Raw genomic sequence first — 22,026 nt, 5'->3', positions numbered from 1 at the left:
CCCTGATCAGTCCCGGTCAGTTCGTCCCGATCCGGGCCAGCAGATCCACGATCCGTGTCTGCACCTCGGTGCTGGTGGACCGCTCGGCGAGGAACAGCACCGTCTCGCCCGAGGCCAGCCTGGGCAGGTCGGCCTGGTCGACGGCGGCGGTGTAGACGACGAGCGGGGTGCGGTTGAGCTGCCCGTTCGCACGCAGCCAGTCGATGATCCCGGTGAAGCCGGCGCGCGGCCGATGCACCTGCATCAGGTCCATCACCACGAGGTTCGGCCGGAACTGACCCGCCAGCGTCACCGCGTCGTCGTCGTTCGCGGCCCGCGCCACCTGCATCCCGCGCCGCTCCAGCGTCGACGTCAGGGCCAGCGCGATCTCCGCGTGCTCCTCGATGAGCAGCACCCGCGGCGGATGCTGCTCGCTGTCCCGGGGCGCCAGCGCCTTCAGCAGTACGGCGGGGTCGGCGCCGTACGCCGCCTCGCGCGTGGCCTGCCCGAGCCCGGCCGTGACCAGCACAGGCACCTCGGCGGCCACCGCGGCCTGGCGCAGCGCCTGGAGGGCCGTACGGGTGATGGGCCCGGTCAGCGGGTCCACGAACAGCGCGGCGGGGTAGGCCGCGATCTGTGAGTCGACCTCCTCGCGCGAGTGCACGATGACGGGCCGGTAGCCACGGTCGCTCAGCGCCTGCTGGGTCGTCACGTCCGGCGCGGGCCACACCAGCAGCCGGCGCGGGTTGTCCAGCGGCTCCGGGGGCAGCTCGTCGTCCAGCGGCTGCGGCCGCGGGGTGTCCGCCACCTCGACGGCCCCGCCGGGGCCGTCCAGTGGCTCGGGCCCCTCGGCGGCGTCGGGCTCCGGTGCGCCTATGGCGTACGACCGTCCCGCCCCCTCGGTGCCCGGGGCGAGCCGGGACTGCCCGGCCGACGACGCCTGCGGCACGGGCGCCTGCCCGCCGAGCGACGGCTGCGCGGGTGCCGGTTCGGCGGGCGGGTGCGGCCGGGCCGCCTGCTCCGCCTGCGACTCGGGGCGGGTGGCCGGGTCCGGGGGTGTGCCCAGCTTGCGCCGGCGGCCGGAACCGCCCGGCGCGTGCGGAGGCGGGGTCGCCGCCGGCTGCTGGACCTGCGCGGCCTGCCGGGCGAACGGCACGCCCTGCCCCAGCGTCCGGACACTGATCGCCCGCCCCTGCGTCGAGTTCGGGTCGGCCGCGGCTCCTGCGGCTCCCGCGGCCTCGGCGGGCAACGGCTGCGCGGCTCGCTGCGGCCGCACACCGGCGTGCTCCGCGGGCAGCGCGGTGCCGGGGACCGGGGTACCGGCCGGGCCGGCCTGCGGTACGGGCGTGCCCGCGCCGGAGGTGTCGTCGGTACCGGGCCACTGCTGAGGGACGGTGCCCGCGGAGGTGGTGCCGGTGGCCGACTCCGCCGGCAACGGCTGGGCGGCCGGGGGCGCCACCGGGGTACCGGCGGGCGGGGCGGCGGGCTGTGCCGCGGGCGCCTGCTGTGCCTGGGCGGGGGCCGCCGGTACGGGCCGGCCGACGGTGCCCGGCCCGGGGACCGAGGGGTGGGCGGCCACCTGCTGACCGGGTACGGCGACGCCGGGCTGGACACCGGGCTGGATACCGGGGTGCACCGACTGCCCGGACACCGGGGCCGGAGTCGGCGTCTGCCCCGCGGGTGCGGCGGGACCGGCCTGGACGGGGATGCCCTGCCCGGCCGTGCCCTGCGCCGGAACGCCGTGAACCGGGGTTCCCTGACCGGGAGTCGACGGCACCGCCGCGCCCTGGGTGACCGGACCCGGAGCGGCCGGAGCCGGAACGGTTTGAGGATGAGCCGCCTGACCGGGCGCGGGTACCGGCGCGGGCTGCGCGGCGGTAGGCGCCGTTCGTCCCGGAGCCGCCGGCGCGGATGCGGGCGGCATGGCAGCCGCTGCCTCCCCGGGCACGGTCCCCGGAGCGACGGGCTGGGCGGCCTCGGCCGGCTGGCCCACGGCCCGGCGGCGCCGGCCGGTCGGCGCGCTGGTGGGGTGCGGCTGCGGCGGGGTGTGGTCCTCGGCCTGGTCGAGTGGTACGGCGTCGTGCCGGCCGTCGTCACCGGGCACGCCCTCGCCGGACACGGGCATCCGGGCGGGCATCCGCACCTGCCCGGGGAATGCCCCTGCCTCCGGCCCTGGAACGGCACCGGCGACCGCACCCGGAACAGCGCCGGCAACGGTGCCGGGAACCGGCCCGGTGACCTGCGGCTGCCCTTCGACACCGACACCGACACCGACGCCCGGACCGACGGGCGCAACGGCACCCGGGGCTACGGGGCCACCGGCACCCGGCCCCACCGGCACACCCGCGCCCGGTCCGACGGGCACACCCGGTGCCGCCACCCCGCTCGTCGCCGCCGTGGCCGTGGCCGTGTTCGTGGCCGTGTTCGTGTTCGCCGACTCCGGTTGGCGGTCGGCCTCGGCCGGCGGCAGGGCGAAGACCGTACGGGCGCCGCCCGCCTCCTGGGCCGCGGCACGCTCCGCCGCGGCGGCCAGCGCACGCCGGCGTCGCCCGGTCGGCTGCGCACCCTCGGCCGAAGTGGCCTCCGTGCCCGAAGCGTCCTGCGCGCCCGGAGCCATGTCCGTACCCGGAACGGCCACCGCACCCGGAGCCGCCTGCGGGCCCGGAAGGGCGACCGCACCCGGCGTCGGCCCGCTGCCGACCGCGGGCCGGGCGGGCGGCAGGGCCGCCTGCGGGGCGCCGGAGTCACGGCGGGCACGGCGGCCCGTGGGCCCGGGCACGCCCTGCGGCGGCACCGTACCGCCGAGTCCCGTATTGGAGGCGGCGGCCCCCGCCGCATGCTCGGCGGCGGTCATCACCGCACCCTCGGCCACACCCTCGCCGTCACCGGCACCGTTGTCGGCGGCCCGGCCACGGCGCCGCCCGGTCCCGCCGGACGCGGCCTCCGCGCCCTCGGCCGGAACCACCAGGGCGACCTCCCCGGCGGGCGCACCGGCACGCCGGCGACGCCGCCCGGTGGGCACGGAGGCGTCCTCACCGGCGGCGTCGCCCGCGCCGGGCACGTCACTCTCCAGGAAGGCGTCCGTGGAGGCCCGCCGGGCCCGCCGCCGTCCGCCACCGGTACCGCCGGCGCTCTGCCCGCCCGCGGCGGCCTCCTCCGACGCCGGCTCACCGGCGTCCGGAACCTGCGCGGCGACCGCCCCGGCGCCACCGCCGAGCGGCACCTCCAGCACATACGCGCTGCCGCTCATGCCCGGCACCTCGTGCGTCTGGAGCACCCCACCGTGGGCGCGCACGATCCCGCGCACGATCGGCTCGTGCACCGGGTCTCCGCCGGCGTACGGCCCGCGCACCTCGATCCGCGCGACCTCACCGCGCTGGGCGGCGGCCACCACGACGGTGTTGTCCATGTAACCGCCCGCGGAGACGGGCGTGTTGCCGGTCGCGTCGACCCCCGCCACATCCGCGACCAGATGCGCGAGCGCGGTGGCGAGCCGCTGCGGGTCGACCTCGGCCTCGATGGGCGGCGCGTGTACGGCGAACTGCACCCGCCCGGGGCCGATCAGCTCCACGGCCCCGTCCACACCGGCGGCGACGACGGCGTCCAGCATCACGTTCGTCCGGGTGATGGTCTCGCTGCCCGTGTCGAGCAGCTGGTACCCGAGGACGTTGTCGATGAGCGTGGTGATCCGCGAGTACCCGGCGGACAGGTGGTGCAGCACCTGGTTGGCCTCGGGCCACAGCTGCCCCGCGTCATCGGCCGCGAGGGCGGACAGCTCGCGCCGCAGCTCGTCCAGCGGGCCGCGCAGCGACTGCCCGAGCAGCGTGAGGAGCTGCTCGTGCCGCCCGGCGAGGGCCTCGTACCGGTCCTTCTCCCGCTCGGCCAGCGCGGCGTAACGCTCCTCGCCGGACCCCAGCTCCTCCGCGTGCTCCGCGCGGAGTTCCTCCAGCTCGGTGACGTGCTGCTGGCGCAGGGCGGTCAGGTCGGAGGCGTGCTCCTCGGAGAGCCGCTCCAGCTCCTCGGCGTGCGCCTTCTCCAGCGCGGCCTTCTCCTCGGCGAGGGCGTCGTACGGCCGGCGGTCGGCGAAGGTCATGACGGCGCCGACGAGCTGATCGCCGTCGCGCACGGGAGCGGTGGTCAGGTCGACGGAGACCTTCTCGTCGCCCTTGGACCACAGCACCTGCCCGCGTACCCGGTGCTTGCGCCCGGAGCGCAGGGTGTCGGCGAGCGGGGACTCGTCGTACGGGAAAGGGGTGCCGTCGGCGCGCGAGTGCAGCACGAGAGTGTGCAGCTCCTTGCCGCCCAGTTCACCCGCCCGGTAGCCCAGGATCTGGGCGGCGGCCGGGTTGACGAGCACGATCCGCCCGTCGGTGTCGGTCCCGACGACCCCTTCCGACGCGGCCCGCAGAATCATCTCCGTCTGCCGCTGCGACCGGGCCAGCTCCGCCTCGGTGTCGACGGTGCCGGACAGGTCCCGGACGACGAGCATCAGCAGCTCGTCACCGGTGTAGCCGTAACCGTCGTACGCCTGCTGCCCGTTCTCCAGGTTCGCGCTCGTGACCTCGACCGGGAACTCGGTCCCGTCGGTGCGCCGCGCGATCATCCGCGTCGGCTTGGTCCGCCCGCGCGGGTCCATGTGATCGGGACGCCGCATGGACCCGGGGATGAGCCTGGAGTCGAAGTGCGGCAGCAGATCGAGGAGCCCGCGCCCGACGAGCGCGGTCCCCGGAGCCTCGAAGGCCTCCAGGGCGATGGTGTTGGCGTTGACGACGGTTCCGTTGGCGTTGACCAGGACCAACGCGTCCGGCAGCGCGTCGAGTATGGCTGCGAGGCGAGCAGCGCCTCGGGATGGCCTGCTGCTCACGAGACGCTTCCTCCCTGTTACCGCACCTTGCCGACCGCTCGGGCCATCTTGCCAACCGGCCCGCGACGTGTCACGCGAGGGAGTCTAAGCGCACGCGTTGCGCTCGCGACGCCGGATGAGAGGGAGGTCCCACGGGAAAGTGACGACGAACGTGTGACCGCACGTTTTTCGCTCCGCGAGACCTTCGCGGGACCTTTACGGCACCGTGGGTCCCGCCAGGAGACGTCCACGGCACCTGTGGCAGCTAGGGTCTCTCGTTTGGATCATGCCGGGCTCGCGGGGCCTGGCGCCGCACCTCGCCGCGTTGTCGTCGGTTGCCATGGCTCCGCCATGACGCCCTCCTCCGTCTTGCGATGCACGGCGCCAGGCCCCGCTCCCTGATCCGGCATGATCCAAACGAAAGGCCCTAGGACGCCCACGACGTTCACGGCGCCGATGCGGACGACCCCAGCCCCGGGAGCAGCGGCACCATCCGGTCCCACCGTCCGATCTCGCACCCGTTCCCGCGGTTGTACGTGGCGTCGACCGGGCGTCCGGCCCAGGTACCGGTCACATGAGCGGTGGCCGGCCCGCCGTAGACCATGGTGCAGGTGCTGTCGGGGGGCACCGGGGCGAAGGGGTCCCGGCCCCACTGGGTGTGCGTGTCGAGCACCCGGCAGGCCCCGGCCACGTCCGGGTGACGGCCGGCATCGGGATGGCATGCCACCTCGTACGTCCCGTCCCGCTCGGTCCCGGCGTGCCGGACGACGACGGTGAGGTGATCGACACGGTGATCGGTGCCTTGCCGAGGGTCCCGGTCCTCGGGCCGGACGGGCGGCGGCATGGCACCGGCCGCCACGGCGGGTACGGCGGTGAGGGGGACGAGGGACGCGACGGCGGCGAGGGACGACACGAGAACGCGTCGCCCGGTGACCGGCGGAACAGAAACCATGCCTGTCCAACGCCCCCGCCCGCCGGACGTTGCGCCGCGCGCCCCTCCCTCCCCCGCCCGGCCCTCCGCTTACCCACCTGTCCCAGCCGCCGCGCCGGGGGGAAGCCCTTTGCCCTGCGACCCGACGGCCTAGTACCGTGGGGGGCGATTGGTGACACCGCACCCGACTGTGTCATCATCTGCACGCACCAATCGCGCGCTCGCGTGAGCGGTTGTGCTGGAGGCGTCGCCTAGTCCGGTCTATGGCGCCGCACTGCTAATGCGGTTTGGGTCTTAAAGCCCATCGAGGGTTCAAATCCCTCCGCCTCCGCACCGATCCCGAAGCCCCGGTCCTCCAGGACCGGGGCTTCGGCGTTCCCGTCGTGCTCCTCCGCGCGGCCCCCACAGCCCCACCTTGGATGTTTCTGCAGGTCACAAGGGGTGTGCGGATCGGATTTCACATGGCGGCGGCAGTCATGTAATGTTCTTCCTGTCGCCGCGAGCGGGCCGGAAGGGCCGGGAGCGGAGACGAAAAACAAAAAAACAAGCACTCGTAGCTTAACGGATAGAGCATCTGACTACGGATCAGAAGGTTGCAGGTTCGAATCCTGCCGAGTGCACAGCAGACCAGAGGCCTTGTGGAGAGCTCCACAAGGCCTCTGGCTTGTGCCTTGACGGCAGCGTTTGACGGCAATCGCTCAGAAGGCGCGGAGTGCTCTTGCTGGGCGCTGCTGAAGAAGCGGTATTCCTGGGCCCGGCCGAAGCGTGTGCGTCAGACGGTTGCGGCCAGCCAGCCGATGGTTTCGGTGGTGTGCTTTCCGTCGCTCTTGGTGGCGCCGGCGTACACCTCGTTGAGGCGGATCAGGAAGCCCGTGTTCGTGACGTCATGGACGCGGATCCCCGGTGTCTCCGGGCCGTTGAAGGTCTGGGTCAGCGGGAGGACGACGACGTTGGAACCCGCAGGGAACGGGGTCGGAAACGTGACGCGCGTGAAGGTCGAGGTGTTACCGCCACTCGTCTCGATCGGGTTGTCGGACCGCAGGTCGATCTTGCCGGTCTGAATGAAGCTCATTGTCGACTTCCTTCGTGTGGGGTGGGATCGCTCGGCTGTCTCCGGCAGCCGACGGGAGACTCGTCACCAAATGGGCCATGCATGCCGAAGTCCCGCAAATGAGTGATCGTCTTTGGGACAGCGCTGGATCCTGCGCTTCCTGGCTGGTCTACGGGCCAACGGCGTCTAGACAGCTACGCGGGCACCGGCCGCGCCGTCGTCATCGTCCGGATCTTTGCCGTCACCCCTCAGCGCGTCGCCGAGCCGGTCGAAGGCGGAACGCTGGGAGTCGAGCCGCACGAAGGTGTAGATGTCCATGGTCACGCGGATCGAGCTGTGGCCCAGGACTTCCATGATCATGCGAGCGTCGGCGCCCTGTTCGTGGAGGAGCGAGGCGCAGGTGTGGCGCAGGTCGTGGAAGCGGACCTTGCGGACGCCGGCGCGGACGCACAGCACCTCGAAGGAGCGGTTCTTGGTGGTGAAGACGAGGCCCTGACCCGTCCCCTTCCAGTTGACACCAGCCGCCTTCCGGTCGGCGAACTGCTGCGCGCGCTGGGCACGGAGCGCGGTCACGCACTCGGCCGGCAGGGCTACGCGGCGGGCCGAGCGCTGAGTCTTCGGCGCGACGATCAGGAGTTCGCCACCGACCCGCTGTAGGGCCTGCCGGACGGTCAGGACCCCTTCGTGAAGATCCACGTCCGACCAACGCAGCCCGAGTACCTCACCCCGCCGCATACCGATGCGGACCGCAAGTTCGTACGCGGCCCACAGCCGGTTGTCGCGGGCCGCCGCCAGGAGCTGACGCCCCTCCTTGGCTGTGAGGGGTTCGATCTCGCGCTGCGTTCCCATGCTCAGCTCCACATTCCGGGCCACGTTTCGGGGAAGCTCGTCCTTGCGTGCGACGTGCTGGAGAGCCGCCCGCAGGATCACCAGCAGGAAGCGCACGGTTCGCTCAGAGGGGAGCCTCTTGCAGCACTAGCCGAGGGCGCAGCAGCGCCGCTTGTGCTCCGGCCGCTTCTTGTCCTTCCCCTGTGCGCAGCACTGGCAGGTGGCCGCCGTCTTGGTCAGGAAGGCCCGGATGTCGCGGGCGGTGAGCCGGGTCAGCTTCTTCCTGCCGAACTCGGGCGTGACGTAGTTGCGGACGAGGGACTCGTAGTTGACGTAGGTCGTCCTGCTGACCTTGCCCTTGGCGACGTTCGCGAGCCCAGTACGCCAGGTACTGGGCGATGGTCATCTTGCTGGTGGCGACAGGCAGGCCGTTGAGGGAATCTGCCTTGAGCTTGGTCAGCTTCCTCGTGTCTGCTTCGTCCCACGTCTTGCCGTAGACGCTGCGCCGCTTGTACGTGCCGTCCGTCGTCAGGACGTAGGCACTGCCCTCCCAACAGCCGTCCTTGCGCTGGTAGATGGTGCCCTCGTTGTTGGCGTTCTTCTTCGGCTTGGCCATCAGGCGGCTTCCTGTTCGGTGCGGAGGGATACGTAGGCGTCCAGGGCGGCTTCGCTGATACGACGGCAACGGCCGATCTTGAAGGAGGCGAGTTCGCGGGAGCGGATCAGGGCGTGGACCTTCCAGCAGCTGATGCCGAGACGCTCGGCGACCTGGTCCACCGTGAGCACGGCCGTCGTCATGCGGGCACCAGTCCTTCCTGCTTGAGGCGTTGGGCCTGGGCTCTCTACTGGATCAAGGCGGCCCGCCTGCGGCGGGCCGCGCGCGCTGGCGGCCCGTGGCCGCCGCCGCTCCCTGTCTCCGCCACCGCTCCGGCGGCCCCCCCCCGCCGCTCAGCGCGCAGCACCGCCAAGGCGGTCGACCAGACCAGGAGGAAATCCGACCACTTCGAGCGCCAGGACCGGGCCGACACCTACCAAGCGTGACCACACCGTCCAACCGGCCACCGTCCCAACGGGATTGGCCGCAGAGCCGCAGGCAGAGCCCATGCGTCATGCAGCTGCGCTGACAACGCCCAGGCCGGAATGGGGCCGAGGACCGTGACGCATTGAAGAAGCGTGGCTGAGGCCGGCGGGCGGTTGCTGGAAGCACACGTGACGGGTGCTCGTTCGGCGCACCCGCCGTCGTGGCTGACTTTCGGTGGCTCAGGTCAGAGCCCCTTTCCAACTCGACATCAAGGTGCCGGGGTTGCAGCAGCACCCGCATATGAGCACGCCAATCGCCCCGGTACCATCGGCACCGGGGTCCTGACCAGGGATTCCGCGACCGGGCCACCTCGAATGTTGTCCAGGCCGAGGGGTGGTCCGGTCTTCTGCTTGTGGGCCTACGGCTCAGCTCAGGGCCTTACCGACCTCGTAGATCGTGGGCCTGTCTTCGGGCGCCGGGCTGAGCATGGCGTCGATCAGTTCGCCCAGCTCGCCATGCACCCTCACAGGCCGGCGCTTGCCACTCGCGACGGCTCGTCTCTGCTCGGGGCGCGATGCGAGACGCCGCCACCGACGGGCCTTATCTGCACCCGGGCGCCGACCTCGCCCATGACGACGCCGATACGTCCACTGGCAGTGTCCTTTGCCAGTTCACCGATGCCTGGTCTGGTCTGCTGATTGCTCGCCATGCGGACGAGCATCCTGCCGCTCATCAGGACGTCGGAACCTCCGACAAACCCCACTTCGGGACGTCCCGCTTCGGGTAGAACGTCCCTAGTGCCGTCCCCAACTGTTAGGAGAGATTGGGATGCCGAACGAGAGGTTACGTGCTGCCATGGCGGCCGGCGGCTGGACTTACGCCGCCCTTGCGGACAAGGTCGAAGTCGATCCCAAGTCCGTTGAAAGATGGGTCAATCTGGGGCGTACGCCGCGCCGGGCCACGGCCATGCTGGCAGCGGAAATACTAGGAGAAGACGTGCAAGCTCTATGGCCCGCGCTCCGGCAGGCACGCCCTGCCCGCGCTGTCAGTCCGGAACTTGTGGCTCTCTACGACCAGCGGGCGGACATCCCCGTGTCCACCTTCGTGGACATGCTGACCCAGGCGCGCGAGCACATCGACGTGCTGGTGTACGCCGCCGTCTTCCTGCACGAGGCGTACCCGCGGCTCAACGACTTGTTGCTAGAGCGAGCGGACGACGGGTGTGTGGTCCGTATCGCGATCGGCGACCCGGACAGTACAAATGTCCAACAGCGCGGCGCGGAGGAGAGGTTCGGCCACGGGATCGAGTCCCGTTGCCGACTCGCCCTCATGCACTACCGCCCGCTTGCCGGGGTACCTGGCATCGAGGTGCGCACCCATGCCACCACGCTCTACAACTCGATCTATCGTGCGGATGACCAAGCACTGGTCAATGCCCATGTCTGGGGCGTGAACGCCTACGGCGCTCCCGTGTGGCATCTCCGGCGCAGCGGGAAGGGCGGCATGTTCGACACCTACGCCAGCAGCTTCGACGCGGTGTGGGAAACCGCGACGCCGGTACGAGAAGGGTGACCATGGCACGGACCGAGTACTACGACGACCCAGCGGCACCGGAGCCGAACAGCCTGGTGGTCGCCGCGTCCGCCGTGGTCACCGACGACGAAGGGCGCGTACTCCTTCAGCGCCGCAGGGATAACGATCTGTGGGCGCTGCCAGGTGGCGGCATGGAGATGACCGACTCACTCCCAGGAACGGCCGTCCGCGAGGTGAAGGAGGAAACCGGACTGGACGTAGAGATCACCGGGCTTGTGGGCACGTACACCGACCCTCGCCACATCATCGCCTACTCGGACGGTGAGGTGCGCAGGCAGTTCAACGTCTGCTTCACCGCCCGTGTGGTCGGGGGCCGGCTCGCGATCTCGGACGAGTCCACGGAGCTGCGGTTCGTCAAGCCGGAGGAGATCGATCAACTGCCGATGCACCACACGCAGCGGCTCCGGATACGCCACTTCCTGGAACACCGTGAACGGCCGTATCTCGGCTGATCGAACCTGCGACACCCGCTTTAGGAGAGAGGCGGGGGATCGTGTCGCTGAGCTGGGGCTTCGATACCTGGTCAGGCTGCCGATAATTCGACCGCGTGACACCCCCGTTGACCGTGGCTGGCCCCTACATCTGGCACGGCAGTGGCATGAACCTCAGCCGACGACAGTCAGCCACGACGGCGGGTGCGTCGGCCGACCACGCACGCGTATGCCTCGCTGCACCTCCACCGGTCTCAGCCACGCTACCTGTGTCGTCGGCCAGAGCAAGCACCGACGGCCGGCCCATCGCGACGGAGCCTGAGCCCTCAGCTCGGGAAGCTCGGGTCTTATGGGGACGATGACCGCACCGACCTGCGGTTCGAACTTTGACGCTCGCGACGCCCGGCACGGCATCTCATTTCGTTGCCAAACAGCCGAATACGGCCCAGTACGAGGACTGACAACGACCGCGGCGCCCGTCTCGCTTTCCGTCGGATTGGGCTCGCCCACTGGCTCACGCTCAGTTTCCTGGCAGGTTGCCGCAGGCTCAGCACTCCTCTTCCGGATCGTTCCGGTTCAGCTTCTCCAGGTACTCGTGGGCCAGGGCCGTGGCCCGGGTGAACCAGTCGGTGATGATCGCCAGCTCCTCCGGGGAGTAGTCGGAGAACAGCGCCGTCAGGCGCTTGTAGTGGCCGGCGTACACCGCCTCGACGCGGGTGACGGCAGCCGGTACGGCGGCCACCCGGACGCGGCGGCGGTCGGTGGGGTCGGGGCGGCGGGTGACGTAACCGGCGCGCTCCAGGCGGTTGAGGATGCCGGTCACCGCGCCCGTGGTGACGTGGGCGCGTGCCGCGAGGTCGCCCGCCGTGAGCAGGTCGTCGCCTGCCTCCAGGACGAAGGCGAAGCATGTGAGGTCGGTGACGTTCAGGCCCAGCCGCCGGGCCAACTCCTGCTGTCCGATCAGGTGTGCGGCGATGAGGTGGTCCATCGCCGACAGCGCCTGGGCCGGGTTGGCCGGCGGTCGCGGCGGCATGCCGTGCATCTTTCGAAATCCCTTAGTCAGTGAGATATTCGGGAGGGTAACTTCTTAGTTGGTGAGAGAATTTGCCCCTGGAGGCGCTTCATGAGTCTGTACGACGAGGGTCACACGATCGCCGGCTGGACCGGCGTCGGTATCGCCGCCGCAGGAAGTGCTGTGGTGGGTTCGGGGGTGTGCACGTCCTCGCTGCCGGTGATCGTGGGTGGCCTGGCCGTGGTGGCCATGAGCCTGCTGGTCACGTGGGCGCTGCATCTGTCCGGCTGGGGCAAGCCTCCGGGGGTGCGGCCGCGCGGTCAGTGGGGCCTGCGGGTCCGGGACCCGCAGGCTCGGACGGGACATCCCGGGTGCGTGGGCTGCAGGCTGGCGGGGCGGGGGCGGGGGCGGCGCGTGGTGGCGGGGTCCCCGATGCCGGGGGTGGTTTCCGGCGAATCGATACCTCTGTCACCTGTCGAGTGAACGTACTTCCTCTGCAGGGAAGTTGGTGCGCGCTGTCCGTAGCTTCCGGGGTGGAGGTGATGCTCGATGTACGAGCAGAAGGAGACCCCGCGGGAGCAGGCGGGGGAGCGGAAGCGGGACGCGATCGAGATCAGTGACTTCGTCTACGCGGCAACGGGTGCACGGCTGCGGAGGCTCACCATGCCGGACGGGACGCACTGGTTCCCGGCCGTGGACGTGTGCAAGCACCTGGGATACGCACACGCGGGATCCGCTCTGCGAAACGTGGCAGACGCGACCAACTTCGGCCGTGCCGAGAGTGTGCTCCAGAAGCACACTCTCAGCATTCCCGCAGGTCGGGAATGGCGACGAGACATGAACCTGGTCAACCTGCAAGGGCTGATCCGGTTGGTCAACGGCTGCACGAAGCCGGAGGCGGCGCCGTTCAAGGCGTGGGTGTCGCACGTCATCGAGACCATCCAGCGCGACGGCACCTACGCCCTCGACCCCGCCCCCGTGCAACCCGCGCCGGACGGCGGTACCGCCTACCTCATGCCCCAGCAGGTCGCCGACGCGATCGTGCGGCTGGAGGAGCGGAACATCCGGGCGGACGAGACGCTGGCCGCCGCGCAGACGGAGCGGATCGAGCAGATGCGTCGCACGAACGAGGAGCTGGACCGCACCAACGACTTCCTCGGCCGGATCGCCGACGCTCTCGATCTCATCGCCGACCGGCTGCGGCCCTCCGCCCCCGGGCCGGACCACCCGGCGATGACACCACAGCGGCTCCTCGCCACCTGGCGGGCGAAGAATCTCGTCGTCGCCGAGGACGTGCACGCCGTGGCGGCCTCCCTCGCTCCGGCGCTGGTGCGTGGTCCGGTGCACTGCCGGCTGGAGGAGGTCGCGGCCCGTACGGGGCTCACGCTCGGCCGGGTCCACGACTGTGTGCGCATGCTGATCAAACGGGGTTGCATCCGGCAGACAGGGGTCGCCGCCGGAGGGATGCCGGTGTACGTCCTGCCGTGACCACCCGCACCGGAAGCAGGCCCGAAGCCGCAATACGAGGTTGCGGCTTCGGGCTATCGCGTACCGTACCCCGTCCCTCACGCCCGGACCCGTTGTCGGACCCGGGCTTTACCCTCACGAGTGATGGCACAGGTATGGAAGTGCTCGGGGCTGCGCTGGTCGCCGGACGGTCCCGTGCTGGTGTGGGACGGCGGGCGGCGCAGTGAGCTGCCCTGGGGGAAGCGGGTCGCCTTCGCGGTGCCGGAGGGGGCCGCGCGGACGTGCGTGGGGGCGCGGGGGCATGCCTGCCCGGTGCGGGCCGCCGTGCCGGGGCGGAGTACGGGGGCCCGGTGCGAGGAGTGCGCGCGGCTGGACCGGGCGCACTCCGTGGCCGCCGACACGATCGCCGACGATCCCCGGCCCTACCGGGTCTATCTCGCCTGGTTCGGGCCCGGCCTGGTCAAGGTCGGTATCACCGCTGTCGAGCGGGGCCCGGCCCGGCTGCTCGAACAGGGCGCCGTCTGCTTCAGCTGGCTCGGCACCGGTCCGCTGATGGCCGCGCGGCGCACCGAGGAGCTGCTGCGGGCCGCGCTGCGGGTACCGGACCGGATTCCGTACGCCGAGAAGCGGGCGGTGCGGTCGGTGCTGCCGGGGACGGAGGCGGAGCGCGCCGCCGAGGTGCGCGCGCTGCACGCACGGGCCGCCGCGCTCGCCGGGTGGCCGGAGTCCCTGCGTCCGGAGCCCTGTGAAGTCACCGATCACCTAGGGGTTTTCGGGCTGGACGACGTCCCGGAGGCCCTCGGTGAGGTCGTGGAGCTCGTACCGGGCGCGGCCGTGAGCGGTGAGCTGGTCGCGGCCGCCGGGCCCGATCTGCATCTGGCGGCCGGCGGACGCGGGGTCGTCGTCCTCGACTCCCGGCTGATGACCGGCTGGGAGCTGCTGCCGACGGCACCGGCCGCAAGCGGATGCGCGTTCCCGGTGCGGGAGTTCAGGAGGGAGCAGGAGGGGCTCTTCTGAGGGGAAGGCAAAGAATCGGATCCCGTACGGATCCCTTTGGGCAAGGTCCCTGGACGCGGAACGACCCCGAGGCCGAACGTGGTCGGCATGAGCGATCACGGAACAGAACCGGCCATACCCACCGCCGTCCCCGAACCGCCGTACTACGCGGTCGTGTTCACCGCCCGCCGCACCGACGACGACCCCGGCGGATACAGCGACACCGCCGCCCGGCTCTCCCGTCTCGTGCGGGACGTGCCCGGCTTCCTCGGCGAGGACTCCGCCCGAACGCCCGGCGGGCTCGCCATCTCGGTCGCCTACTTCCGCGACCTGGCCGGCATCGAGCGGTGGCGGCAGCACCCCGAGCACCTCGCGGCCAAGCGGCACGGGCGCGAGCACTGGTACGAGCGGTACGCGATCCACATCGCCCGGGTCGAGCACAGTCACGCCTTCCAGCGCTCCTGAAAGGCTTCCCAGGCGTTCCCTGAGAGGCACCTGTGTGTTTCTCAGGGAAATCACAGACTCTGGAAAGCGTCTTCTCAGAGGGCGCCGACAAGGTGTCCACCATGACCACGACCTCGCCCCAGGGGCGCACCGAACTGCTGAGGCCGGACGGGAGCCCCGTCCGAGTGCTTGTGGTGGATGACGAGCTGTCGATCACCGAACTGCTCAGCATGGCCCTTCGTTACGAAGGCTGGCAGATCAGGAGCGCGGGAGACGGGCAGGGGGCCATGCAGACGGCCCGTGAGTTCCGGCCCGACGCCGTCGTGCTCGACATGATGCTGCCCGACATGGACGGACTGGCCGTCCTCGGGCGGCTGCGCCGCGAACTGCCGGACGTGCCCGTCCTGTTCCTGACCGCCAAGGACGCGGTGGAGGACCGTATCGCCGGGCTCACCGCAGGCGGTGACGACTACGTCACCAAGCCGTTCAGCCTGGAGGAGGTCGTCGCGCGGCTGCGGGGGCTCATCCGCCGGTCCGGTGCCGCCGACCGGCGTTCGGACTCCGTGCTCGTCGTGGGGGACCTGACGCTCGACGAGGACAGCCACGAGGTCTGGCGGGGCGGTGAGTCCATCCACCTCACCGCCACCGAGTTCGAACTGCTGCGTTTCCTGATGCGCAACCCGCGGCGCGTGCTCAGCAAGGCGCAGATCCTGGACCGCGTGTGGTCGTACGACTTCGGCGGGCAGGCCAATGTCGTCGAGCTGTACATCTCCTACCTGCGCCGGAAGATCGACGCCGGGCGGGAGCCGATGATCCACACCCGGCGTGGGGCCGGTTACCTGATCAAGCCCGCCGTGTCATGAGCGGGCGACGACGGCCGTGTCCGCGCAAAAGCCCGCAGCAGAGACGAGCGGGACAGCCGCGCACCCTGCGGACCCGGCTCGTCGTCGCCTCGGTGGTGCTGATCGCCGTGGTCTGCGCGGTGATCGGCACGGTCACCACGCTGGCCCTGCGGTCGCATCTGTACGCGCAGCTCGACGACCAGCTGCACGAGGTCGGGGCGCGTGCCTCCGGCGAATTCGCCCCGCCCGGCGCCGTCAAGGGCGTCCTCGGACCCGACGGCCGGCAGATCGGCCAGGGCACACAGCAGAGCGGCCGGAGCGGTCAGCAGAGCGGCCGGAAGACCGATCTCTCGAACTTCGTCACGCGCGGCCCGCAGCCGCAGGACACGATCGTGGCCAGGGTCGAGAACGGCACCGCCACCGAGGGCAAGGTGGGCAGGAAGTCCGACGACACCCTCCTGATGAGTCCCCAGTCCCTCAGCCGCGCCCAGCTGGCCGCCCTCGGCTCCGTCGCCCGGGACGAGAAGCCGCACTCCGTGGGCATCCCCGGCCTGGGCTCCTACCGCGTGCGGTACGCCGACGGCCCCAACGGCGACTACTACGTCGGCATCCCCACCAAGGAGACCGACGGCAACATCAACGCCCTGATCCTCATCGAGGTCAGCGTCACCGTGGCCGGCCTGGTCGCCGCCGGTATCGCCGGTCACGTACTCGTCGGCCTGGCCACCCGCCCCCTGCGCAAGGTCGCCAACACCGCCACCCGGGTCTCCGAGCTCCCCCTGCACACCGGCGAGGTGAACCTCCGCGAGCGGGTGCCGGAGTCGGAGTGCGACCCGCACACGGAGGTCGGGCAGGTCGGTGCCGCGCTCAACCGCATGCTCGACCACGTCCACGGCGCCCTGCACGCCCGCCAGCAGAGCGAGACGCGGGTCCGGCAGTTCGTGGCGGACGCCAGTCATGAGCTGCGGACACCCCTCGCCTCCATCCGCGGGTACGCGGAACTGACACGACGCGGACGCGAGCAGGTCGGGCCCGACACCCGGCACGCACTCGGGCGGATCGAGTCCGAGGCCGGCCGCATGACCCTTCTCGTCGAGGATCTGCTGCTGCTCGCCCGGCTCGATGCCGGACGGCCGCTCCAGTTCGGGCAGACCGATCTCGTTCCGCTCGTCGTGGACACGGTCAGCGACGCGCGCGCGGCCGGCCTGGACCACAACTGGCGGCTCGACCTGCCGGACGAGCCGGCCCTCGTGTCCGCCGACGCCGCACGGTTGCAGCAGGTGCTGGTCAACCTGCTGGGCAACGCCCGCAATCACACGCCACCCGGTACGACCGTCACCGCGCGCGTGCGGCGGCGCGGGCCGTGGATGTGTGTGGACGTCGAGGACAACGGTCAGGGAGTTCCACCGGAGTTGCTGCCGCATGTCTTCGAGCGGTTCGCGCGGGGCGACTCCGCGCGCACCCGGGCCACCGGGTCCACCGGGCTGGGGCTCGCCATCGTGCAGGCCGTCGCGGCCGCGCACGGCGGTGCCGTGACCGTGGACAGCGTCCCGGGACGCACGGTGTTCACCGTGCGTCTGCCCGCGCTCGCCCCGGCCGTCCCGCGGCCCGCCCCCGAGACCGACTGGCAGTCGCACTCACAGGCACAGCACAGCGCCACCACATGGGTGCGACAGGGCGCCTGACGAGAGTCGGTGCCATGCCAACCGACTCTTCTCCCGGCACCCTGCCGGCGCGGGAGCACCTCCCGGCCGGAGACGCCGGTACCCCTGTCCTGGACGTAGTGATCCCCGTCTACAACGAGGAGAAGGACCTCAAGCCGTGCGTCCGCAGACTGCACGAGCACCTCACACGCACCTTCCCGTACCCGTTCCGCATCACGATCGCGGACAACGCCTCCACGGACACCACCCCGCAGGTGGCGGCGCGGCTGGCGGCGGAGCTGGCCGAGGTCACCGGCTTCCGCCTGGAGCAGAAGGGCCGCGGTCGCGCCCTCAGGACCGTGTGGTCCGCGTCCGAGGCACCGGTCCTCGCCTACATGGACGTCGACCTGTCCACCGACCTCAACGCCCTGCTGCCGCTGGTGGCGCCCTTGATCTCAGGTCACTCGGACCTCGCGATCGGCTCCCGGCTCGCCCCCACGGCCCGGGTGGTCCGCGGGCCCAAGCGGGAGGTCATCAGCCGGGCCTACAACCTGATCCTGCGCGGCTCCCTCCAGGCCCGTTTCTCGGACGCGCAGTGCGGCTTCAAGGCCATCCGCCGGGAGGTGGCGCAGGTGCTGCTGCCGCTGGTGGAGGACACCGGCTGGTTCTTCGACACCGAGATGCTCGTGCTCGCCGAGCGGGCGGGGCTGCGCATCCACGAGGTGCCGGTCGACTGGGTCGACGACCCCGACTCCACCGTGCACATCGTGAGGACCGCCACCGACGACCTCAGGGGCGTGTGGCGGGTCGGCCGGGCGCTGGCCACCGGTTCGCTGCCGCTGGACCGGCTGACCAGGCCCTTCGGTGACGACCCGCGTGACCGCGAACTGCCCGACGTGCCCAAGGGGCTGGCCCGCCAGCTCGTCGGGTTCTGTGTCGTCGGCGCTCTGTCGACCCTGTTCTACCTGCTGCTCTACAGCCTCTTCCGGCAGTTCTCCGGGTCCCAGGTGGCCAACGCGCTCGCGCTGCTGGTCTCCGCCGTGGCCAACACCGCCGCCAACCGCCGGCTCACCTTCGGGGTGCGCGGCCGGGGCGGGGCCGTACGACACCAGGCGCAGGGCCTGGTCGTATTCGGCATCGGGCTCGCCCTGACCAGCGGCTCCCTGGCCGCCCTCGTGGTGGCCACCGGCAGCCCGGCGCACTCCACCGAGCTGGCGGTGCTCATCGCCGCCAACCTCGCGGCGACCGTGCTGCGGTTCCTGCTCTTCCGTGCCTGGGTCTTCCCGGACCGGGGGGAGACCGCCCCGTCCACGGTGGTCACCGCCCACACCCCGGCCGCGCCGACCCACAGCACGGCTCCGTACGCACCGCTGCCGCGGCGTCCGGTGCCGTACCAGCAGCCGTACCCGACCACCCAGGTCCGCGCCGGTGAAGCCGCGGACGGCACCTGGAGGGACGTCACCATGCGGCTGCAGCCGGTGCGCCCTCACGACACCGAGCCGGGGGAGCCCCGATGACCACCCACTACGACCAGCCGGGGCGCCAGGACGGTCCCACCGTCTGGGGTCCGCCTCCCACGGCCCCGCCGCGGGACTCCGAGTCCGGTGCGGCCGGGCAGCCGTTCGTACGGAGACTGTGGCGCGGCAGGCCCGAGGACCCGCGCTGGGTGCGCCCGGCCTTCCTCGGCCTGCTGGCCGCCACCCTTCTGCTCTACCTGTACGACCTGAGCGCCTCCGGCTATGCCAACTCCTTCTACTCGGCCGCCGTCCAGGCCGGCAGCACGTCCTGGAAGGCGTTCTTCTTCGGCTCGCTGGACGCGGGCAACGCCATCACGGTCGACAAGCCCCCGGCCTCGCTGTGGCCGATGGAGCTGTCGGTGAGGATCTTCGGCCTCCACTCGTGGGCCATCCTCGCCCCCGAGGTGCTGATGGGCGTGGCGACCGTTGCCGTCGTCTACGCCGGTGTGCGCCGCCGGTTCAGCCCCGCGGCCGGTCTGATCGCGGGTGCGGTGCTCGCGCTGACCCCCGTCGCGGCGCTGATGTTCCGGTTCAACAATCCGGACGCCATGCTGGCGTTGCTGATGTCCGTGACCTGCTACCTCGTGGTGCGGGCCGTCGAGGACGGGCGTACGAAGTGGCTGGTGTGGGCCGGGGTCGCGATCGGCTTCGCGTTCCTCGCCAAGACCCTCCAGGCCTTCCTGATCCTGCCGCCGCTCACGATCGTGTACGCGGTCTGCGCTCCGGTGCCGTTGCGCAAGCGCTGCGGACAGCTGGCCGCGGCGACGCTCGCGCTGGTCGTCTCGGGCGGCTGGTGGGTGGCGATCGTGGAGCTGTGGCCGGCCTCCTCCCGCCCGTACATCGGCGGTTCGCAGAACAACAGCTTCCTGGAGCTGACCTTCGGCTACAACGGACTCGGCCGGCTGAACGGCGAGGAGACCGGCAGCGTCGGTGGCGGCCGTGGTGGCGCGGGCGGCACCGGCATGTGGGGCGAGACCGGCTGGGACCGGATGTTCAACTCGGAGGTCGGCGGCCAGATCTCCTGGCTGCTGCCGGCCGCGCTGATCCTGCTGGCCGCCGGCCTGGTGGCCACCCGCACGTCCCAGCGGACGTCCGTCACCCGGGCCTCTTTCCTGGTCTGGGGCGGCTCCCTGCTGATGACCACGGTCGTCTTCAGCTACATGGCGGGCATCTTCCACCAGTACTACACCGTGGCCCTCGCCCCCTACCTCGCGGCCGTGACCGGCATGGGCGCCGGGTTGCTGTGGGAGAAGCGGCAGGAGCTGTGGGCGTCGATCACCCTCGCCGCCTCCGTGGTGGCGGCGGCGGCCTGGGGGTACGTCCTGCTCAACCGCACCTCCGGCTATCTGCCCTGGCTGAAGTGGCCGGTGCTGATCGGCGGTCTGGCGGCCGCGCTCGGCCTGGTCTTCGCCGGCCGGATCTCCCGGCAGACGGCGCTCGGGGTGGCGGCGGTGGGCCTCGTGGCCGCGCTGGCCGGTCCGGCCGCGTACACCCTCAGCACGCTGCGGCAGGGCCACACCGGTTCGATCGTCACGGCCGGTCCGGCGGGCGCGAGCATGATGGGCGGCCGGGGCGGCGGTCCCGGGGGCGGTGGCGGGATGCGCGGCGGCTTCGGTGGCGGCATGCCGGGGCAGCAGAACGGCAACGGAAGCACCCGCAACCAGCAGAACGGCAACGGCTTCCCGGGCGGTGGCTTCGGTGGCGGCATGCCGGGGCAGCAGAACGGCAACGGAAGCACCCGCAACCAGCAGAACGGCAACGGCTTCCCCGGTGGCGGCCGGATGGGTGACGGTGGCATGGGCGGGGGCGCCGGCGGCCTGCTGAACGGCGCGAGCGTGTCCGCCGGGGCCAAGAAGCTGCTGGAGACCGACGCGTCCGAGTACACCTGGGTCGCCGCGTCCATCGGTTCGCAGAACGCGGCCGGCTACCAGCTCGCCACGGGTGATCCGGTGATGGCCATCGGCGGCTTCAACGGCACCGACCCGTCCCCGACCCTGGCGCAGTTCAAGAAGTACGTGGCGGCAGGGAAGATCCACTACTTCATCGCCGGCGGTGGCATGGGCGGCGGCGGCAACAGCGGCACGTCCTCGCGGATCAGTTCGTGGGTGCAGGCCGAGTTCAAGAAGGTGACGGTCGGTTCGGCCACCTTCTACGACCTCACGCAGAAGACGAGCGACTGACCGAAAACCGAGCCGTACACCGTATAGCAGCCGCTGCACGGTGTACGGCACGTCCTCCTCCCGAGGCATGCGTGCGGCTGCGGGCCGTTCGCCGTCGAGCGGGCCCGGGCCACGGATCGGGCGCGGCCCCGCGCCCCTAAAGTTGGGACACTGGGCCGGAGACTTCGGAAAGGTGCGCCGATGGTGAAGCAGACTGCGCGGTCGGCGCGAGGCAGTGTGTGGCTGGAGGGCAAGGCCCGCCGCGGTGGGCGGAGCGGACAGCCCTCCGGGCTCGACCGGGAGCGGATCACCGAGGTGTCCGTGCGGCTGCTGGACGCCGAGGGGCTCGCGAAGTTCTCCATGCGGCGGCTGGCCGGTGAGCTGAACGTCACCGCGATGTCCCTGTACTGGTACGTCGACACCAAGGACGACCTGCTGGAACTCGCCCTGGACGCGGCCTTCGGCGAGCTGCGGCTGCCCGACCCGGAGAACGCGGACGAGGACTGGCGGGAACAACTGCGGCGGCTCGCCACCGAGTACCGGGTGCTGCTGGTGCGTCACCCCTGGCTGTCGCCGCTGGCCGGGCGCTATCTCAACATCGGCCCGAACTCGCTCGCCTTCTCCCGCGTGGTCCAGCGGGTGGTCCGCCGGGCGGGGCTGCCCGCGCACGGGGTGACCGGTGCGATCGCGGCCGTCTTCCAGTTCGTGTACGGCTACGGCACGATCGAGGGCCACTTCTCCGCGCGGATCGAGAGCACCGGGCTGAGCCCCGACGAGTACATGGAGCAGGCCATGATCATGGTGGCCGAGGCCCCGGGGACCGCCGAGGTCATGGAGGAGTCCAAGGACCTCATGGCGGCCCGTGGCGGGGACACGGTGGCCGAGATGCTGGACCGCGACTTCACCTTCGCCCTGGACCTGCTGATCGCCGGCATCGAGGCGATGGTCGCCCGCGGCTGACACCACCTCCCCGTCGTCTACCGGTCGGTGGTCAGCCGTGCCGGGAAGCCGCCTGTGGCCACGGGGCCCCATCGCTGGGGGGTCACCCGGATGATCGACTTGCCCTGCTTGAGCATCGCCTCCCGGGCCCCTCTTGTCGGCGCCTCTCGCACTGCTTCGCAGGCTTCGAGGCGCTGCGCCGGACTCCGTCCGTCGAGTGGTTGCCCGGTGCGGTGTCTACCGGTCGGTGGTCAGCCGTGCCGGGAAGCCGCCTGTGGCCACGGGGCCCCATCGCTGGGGGGTCACCCGGATGATCGACTTGCCCTGCTT

At 71.3% G+C, this 22,026-nt stretch carries 19 protein-coding genes, 2 tRNA genes and 3 pseudogenes; 13 read left to right on the top strand and 11 right to left on the bottom strand.

Features of this window, described 5'->3' with window-relative positions:
• Window positions 1-16 precede the first annotated feature (16 nt).
• On the bottom strand, window positions 17-4,843 hold the full coding sequence (locus AC07C1_RS09690; protein ID WP_478938064.1) for a hybrid sensor histidine kinase/response regulator: 4,827 nt from the start codon (window positions 4,841-4,843) through the stop codon (window positions 17-19).
• A 424-nt stretch (window positions 4,844-5,267) separates the two neighbouring features.
• The gene (locus tag AC07C1_RS09685) at window positions 5,268-5,774 is read right to left on the bottom strand and encodes an SSI family serine proteinase inhibitor (RefSeq protein ID WP_478938063.1); all 507 of its coding nucleotides are present in this window, start codon (window positions 5,772-5,774) and stop codon (window positions 5,268-5,270) included.
• A 219-nt stretch (window positions 5,775-5,993) separates the two neighbouring features.
• Here AC07C1_RS09685 and AC07C1_RS09680 point away from each other — a divergent pair.
• Window positions 5,994-6,084 (top strand) — tRNA-Ser (locus tag AC07C1_RS09680).
• 216 nt (window positions 6,085-6,300) lie between these two features.
• A tRNA-Arg gene (locus AC07C1_RS09675) sits at window positions 6,301-6,373 on the top strand.
• A gap of 152 nt (window positions 6,374-6,525) precedes the next feature.
• Here the strand turns inward: AC07C1_RS09675 and AC07C1_RS09670 are convergent.
• From AC07C1_RS09670 to AC07C1_RS09645, 6 genes and pseudogenes are all read right to left on the bottom strand, one after another.
• On the bottom strand, window positions 6,526-6,825 hold the full coding sequence (locus AC07C1_RS09670) for a hypothetical protein (RefSeq protein WP_123975809.1): 300 nt from the start codon (window positions 6,823-6,825) through the stop codon (window positions 6,526-6,528).
• Window positions 6,826-6,990: 165 nt separating this feature from the next.
• Window positions 6,991-7,749, bottom strand: coding sequence for a site-specific integrase (locus tag AC07C1_RS09665; RefSeq protein WP_478938062.1), 759 nt, complete (start codon window positions 7,747-7,749; stop codon window positions 6,991-6,993).
• Between the two features lie 7 nt (window positions 7,750-7,756).
• Window positions 7,757-8,248: a hypothetical protein gene (locus tag AC07C1_RS09660; RefSeq protein WP_478938061.1), complete on the bottom strand. Its 492-nt coding sequence runs from the start codon at window positions 8,246-8,248 to the stop codon at window positions 7,757-7,759.
• A complete protein-coding gene (locus AC07C1_RS09655; protein ID WP_478938060.1) occupies window positions 8,248-8,430 on the bottom strand; it encodes a helix-turn-helix domain-containing protein in 183 nt (60 codons plus the stop codon). Before AC07C1_RS09655 ends, AC07C1_RS09660 begins: the two co-directional genes overlap by 1 nt.
• A 648-nt stretch (window positions 8,431-9,078) precedes the next feature.
• Window positions 9,079-9,231, bottom strand: a pseudogene (locus AC07C1_RS09650) (protein kinase); the annotation flags it as partial.
• Complete coding sequence (locus tag AC07C1_RS09645) at window positions 9,177-9,362, bottom strand: hypothetical protein (RefSeq protein ID WP_478938427.1); 186 nt, start codon at window positions 9,360-9,362, stop codon at window positions 9,177-9,179. The pseudogene AC07C1_RS09650 and the gene AC07C1_RS09645, both read right to left, overlap by 55 nt.
• Window positions 9,363-9,481: 119 nt before the next feature.
• Here AC07C1_RS09645 and AC07C1_RS09640 point away from each other — a divergent pair, with 119 nt between their 5' ends.
• Together AC07C1_RS09640 and AC07C1_RS09635 are read left to right on the top strand one after the other, a co-directional pair.
• A complete protein-coding gene (locus tag AC07C1_RS09640) occupies window positions 9,482-10,225 on the top strand; it encodes an XRE family transcriptional regulator (protein ID WP_478938059.1) in 744 nt (247 codons plus the stop codon).
• 2 nt (window positions 10,226-10,227) lie between these two features.
• A complete protein-coding gene (locus tag AC07C1_RS09635) occupies window positions 10,228-10,698 on the top strand; it encodes an NUDIX domain-containing protein (RefSeq protein ID WP_478938058.1) in 471 nt (156 codons plus the stop codon).
• A 526-nt stretch (window positions 10,699-11,224) separates the two neighbouring features.
• Here the strand turns inward: AC07C1_RS09635 and AC07C1_RS09630 are convergent.
• Window positions 11,225-11,719 carry a MarR family transcriptional regulator gene (locus AC07C1_RS09630; protein ID WP_478938057.1) on the bottom strand — a complete coding sequence of 165 codons (495 nt, stop codon included), beginning with the start codon at window positions 11,717-11,719 and terminating at the stop codon, window positions 11,225-11,227.
• Between the two features lie 81 nt (window positions 11,720-11,800).
• Here AC07C1_RS09630 and AC07C1_RS09625 point away from each other — a divergent pair, with 81 nt between their 5' ends.
• The 9 genes from AC07C1_RS09625 to AC07C1_RS09585 all read left to right on the top strand — a co-directional run bounded on the left by AC07C1_RS09625 (window position 11,801) and on the right by AC07C1_RS09585 (window position 21,717).
• Window positions 11,801-12,172, top strand: a complete 372-nt coding sequence (locus tag AC07C1_RS09625) for an HGxxPAAW family protein (RefSeq protein WP_478938056.1) — start codon at window positions 11,801-11,803, stop codon at window positions 12,170-12,172.
• A gap of 66 nt (window positions 12,173-12,238) precedes the next feature.
• Complete coding sequence (locus tag AC07C1_RS09620; protein WP_478938055.1) at window positions 12,239-13,177, top strand: BRO-N domain-containing protein; 939 nt, start codon at window positions 12,239-12,241, stop codon at window positions 13,175-13,177.
• Between the two features lie 123 nt (window positions 13,178-13,300).
• The gene (locus tag AC07C1_RS09615) at window positions 13,301-14,173 is read left to right on the top strand and encodes a DUF2797 domain-containing protein (protein ID WP_478938054.1); all 873 of its coding nucleotides are present in this window, start codon (window positions 13,301-13,303) and stop codon (window positions 14,171-14,173) included.
• 87 nt (window positions 14,174-14,260) lie between these two features.
• Window positions 14,261-14,617, top strand: a complete 357-nt coding sequence (locus AC07C1_RS09610) for an antibiotic biosynthesis monooxygenase family protein (RefSeq protein ID WP_478938052.1) — start codon at window positions 14,261-14,263, stop codon at window positions 14,615-14,617.
• Between the two features lie 101 nt (window positions 14,618-14,718).
• Window positions 14,719-15,459, top strand: a complete 741-nt coding sequence (locus AC07C1_RS09605) for a response regulator transcription factor (protein ID WP_478938051.1) — start codon at window positions 14,719-14,721, stop codon at window positions 15,457-15,459.
• Window positions 15,456-17,123 (top strand): ATP-binding protein, encoded by a 1,668-nt coding sequence (locus AC07C1_RS09600; RefSeq protein ID WP_478938050.1) that lies wholly within the window; start codon window positions 15,456-15,458, stop codon window positions 17,121-17,123. Before AC07C1_RS09605 ends, AC07C1_RS09600 begins: the two co-directional genes overlap by 4 nt.
• A 14-nt stretch (window positions 17,124-17,137) precedes the next feature.
• Window positions 17,138-18,598: a bifunctional glycosyltransferase family 2/GtrA family protein gene (locus AC07C1_RS09595; protein WP_478938049.1), complete on the top strand. Its 1,461-nt coding sequence runs from the start codon at window positions 17,138-17,140 to the stop codon at window positions 18,596-18,598.
• Window positions 18,595-20,778, top strand: a complete 2,184-nt coding sequence (locus tag AC07C1_RS09590) for an ArnT family glycosyltransferase (RefSeq protein ID WP_478938048.1) — start codon at window positions 18,595-18,597, stop codon at window positions 20,776-20,778. Before AC07C1_RS09595 ends, AC07C1_RS09590 begins: the two co-directional genes overlap by 4 nt.
• A gap of 180 nt (window positions 20,779-20,958) precedes the next feature.
• Window positions 20,959-21,717, top strand: a complete 759-nt coding sequence (locus AC07C1_RS09585; protein WP_478938046.1) for a TetR/AcrR family transcriptional regulator — start codon at window positions 20,959-20,961, stop codon at window positions 21,715-21,717.
• Window positions 21,718-21,734: 17 nt separating this feature from the next.
• On the opposite strand, the pseudogene AC07C1_RS09580 reads toward AC07C1_RS09585, so the two are convergent.
• Window positions 21,735-21,842: pseudogene (locus tag AC07C1_RS09580) on the bottom strand (PPOX class F420-dependent oxidoreductase); the annotation flags it as partial.
• Window positions 21,843-21,933: 91 nt separating this feature from the next.
• Window positions 21,934-22,026: pseudogene (locus AC07C1_RS09575) on the bottom strand (PPOX class F420-dependent oxidoreductase); the annotation flags it as partial.

It is taken from the genome of Streptomyces sp. NPDC045022 (assembly GCF_056432605.1).
The sequence above is the reverse complement of the archived record's forward strand: the minus strand, read 5'-3'. Positions and strand labels throughout refer to the sequence as shown.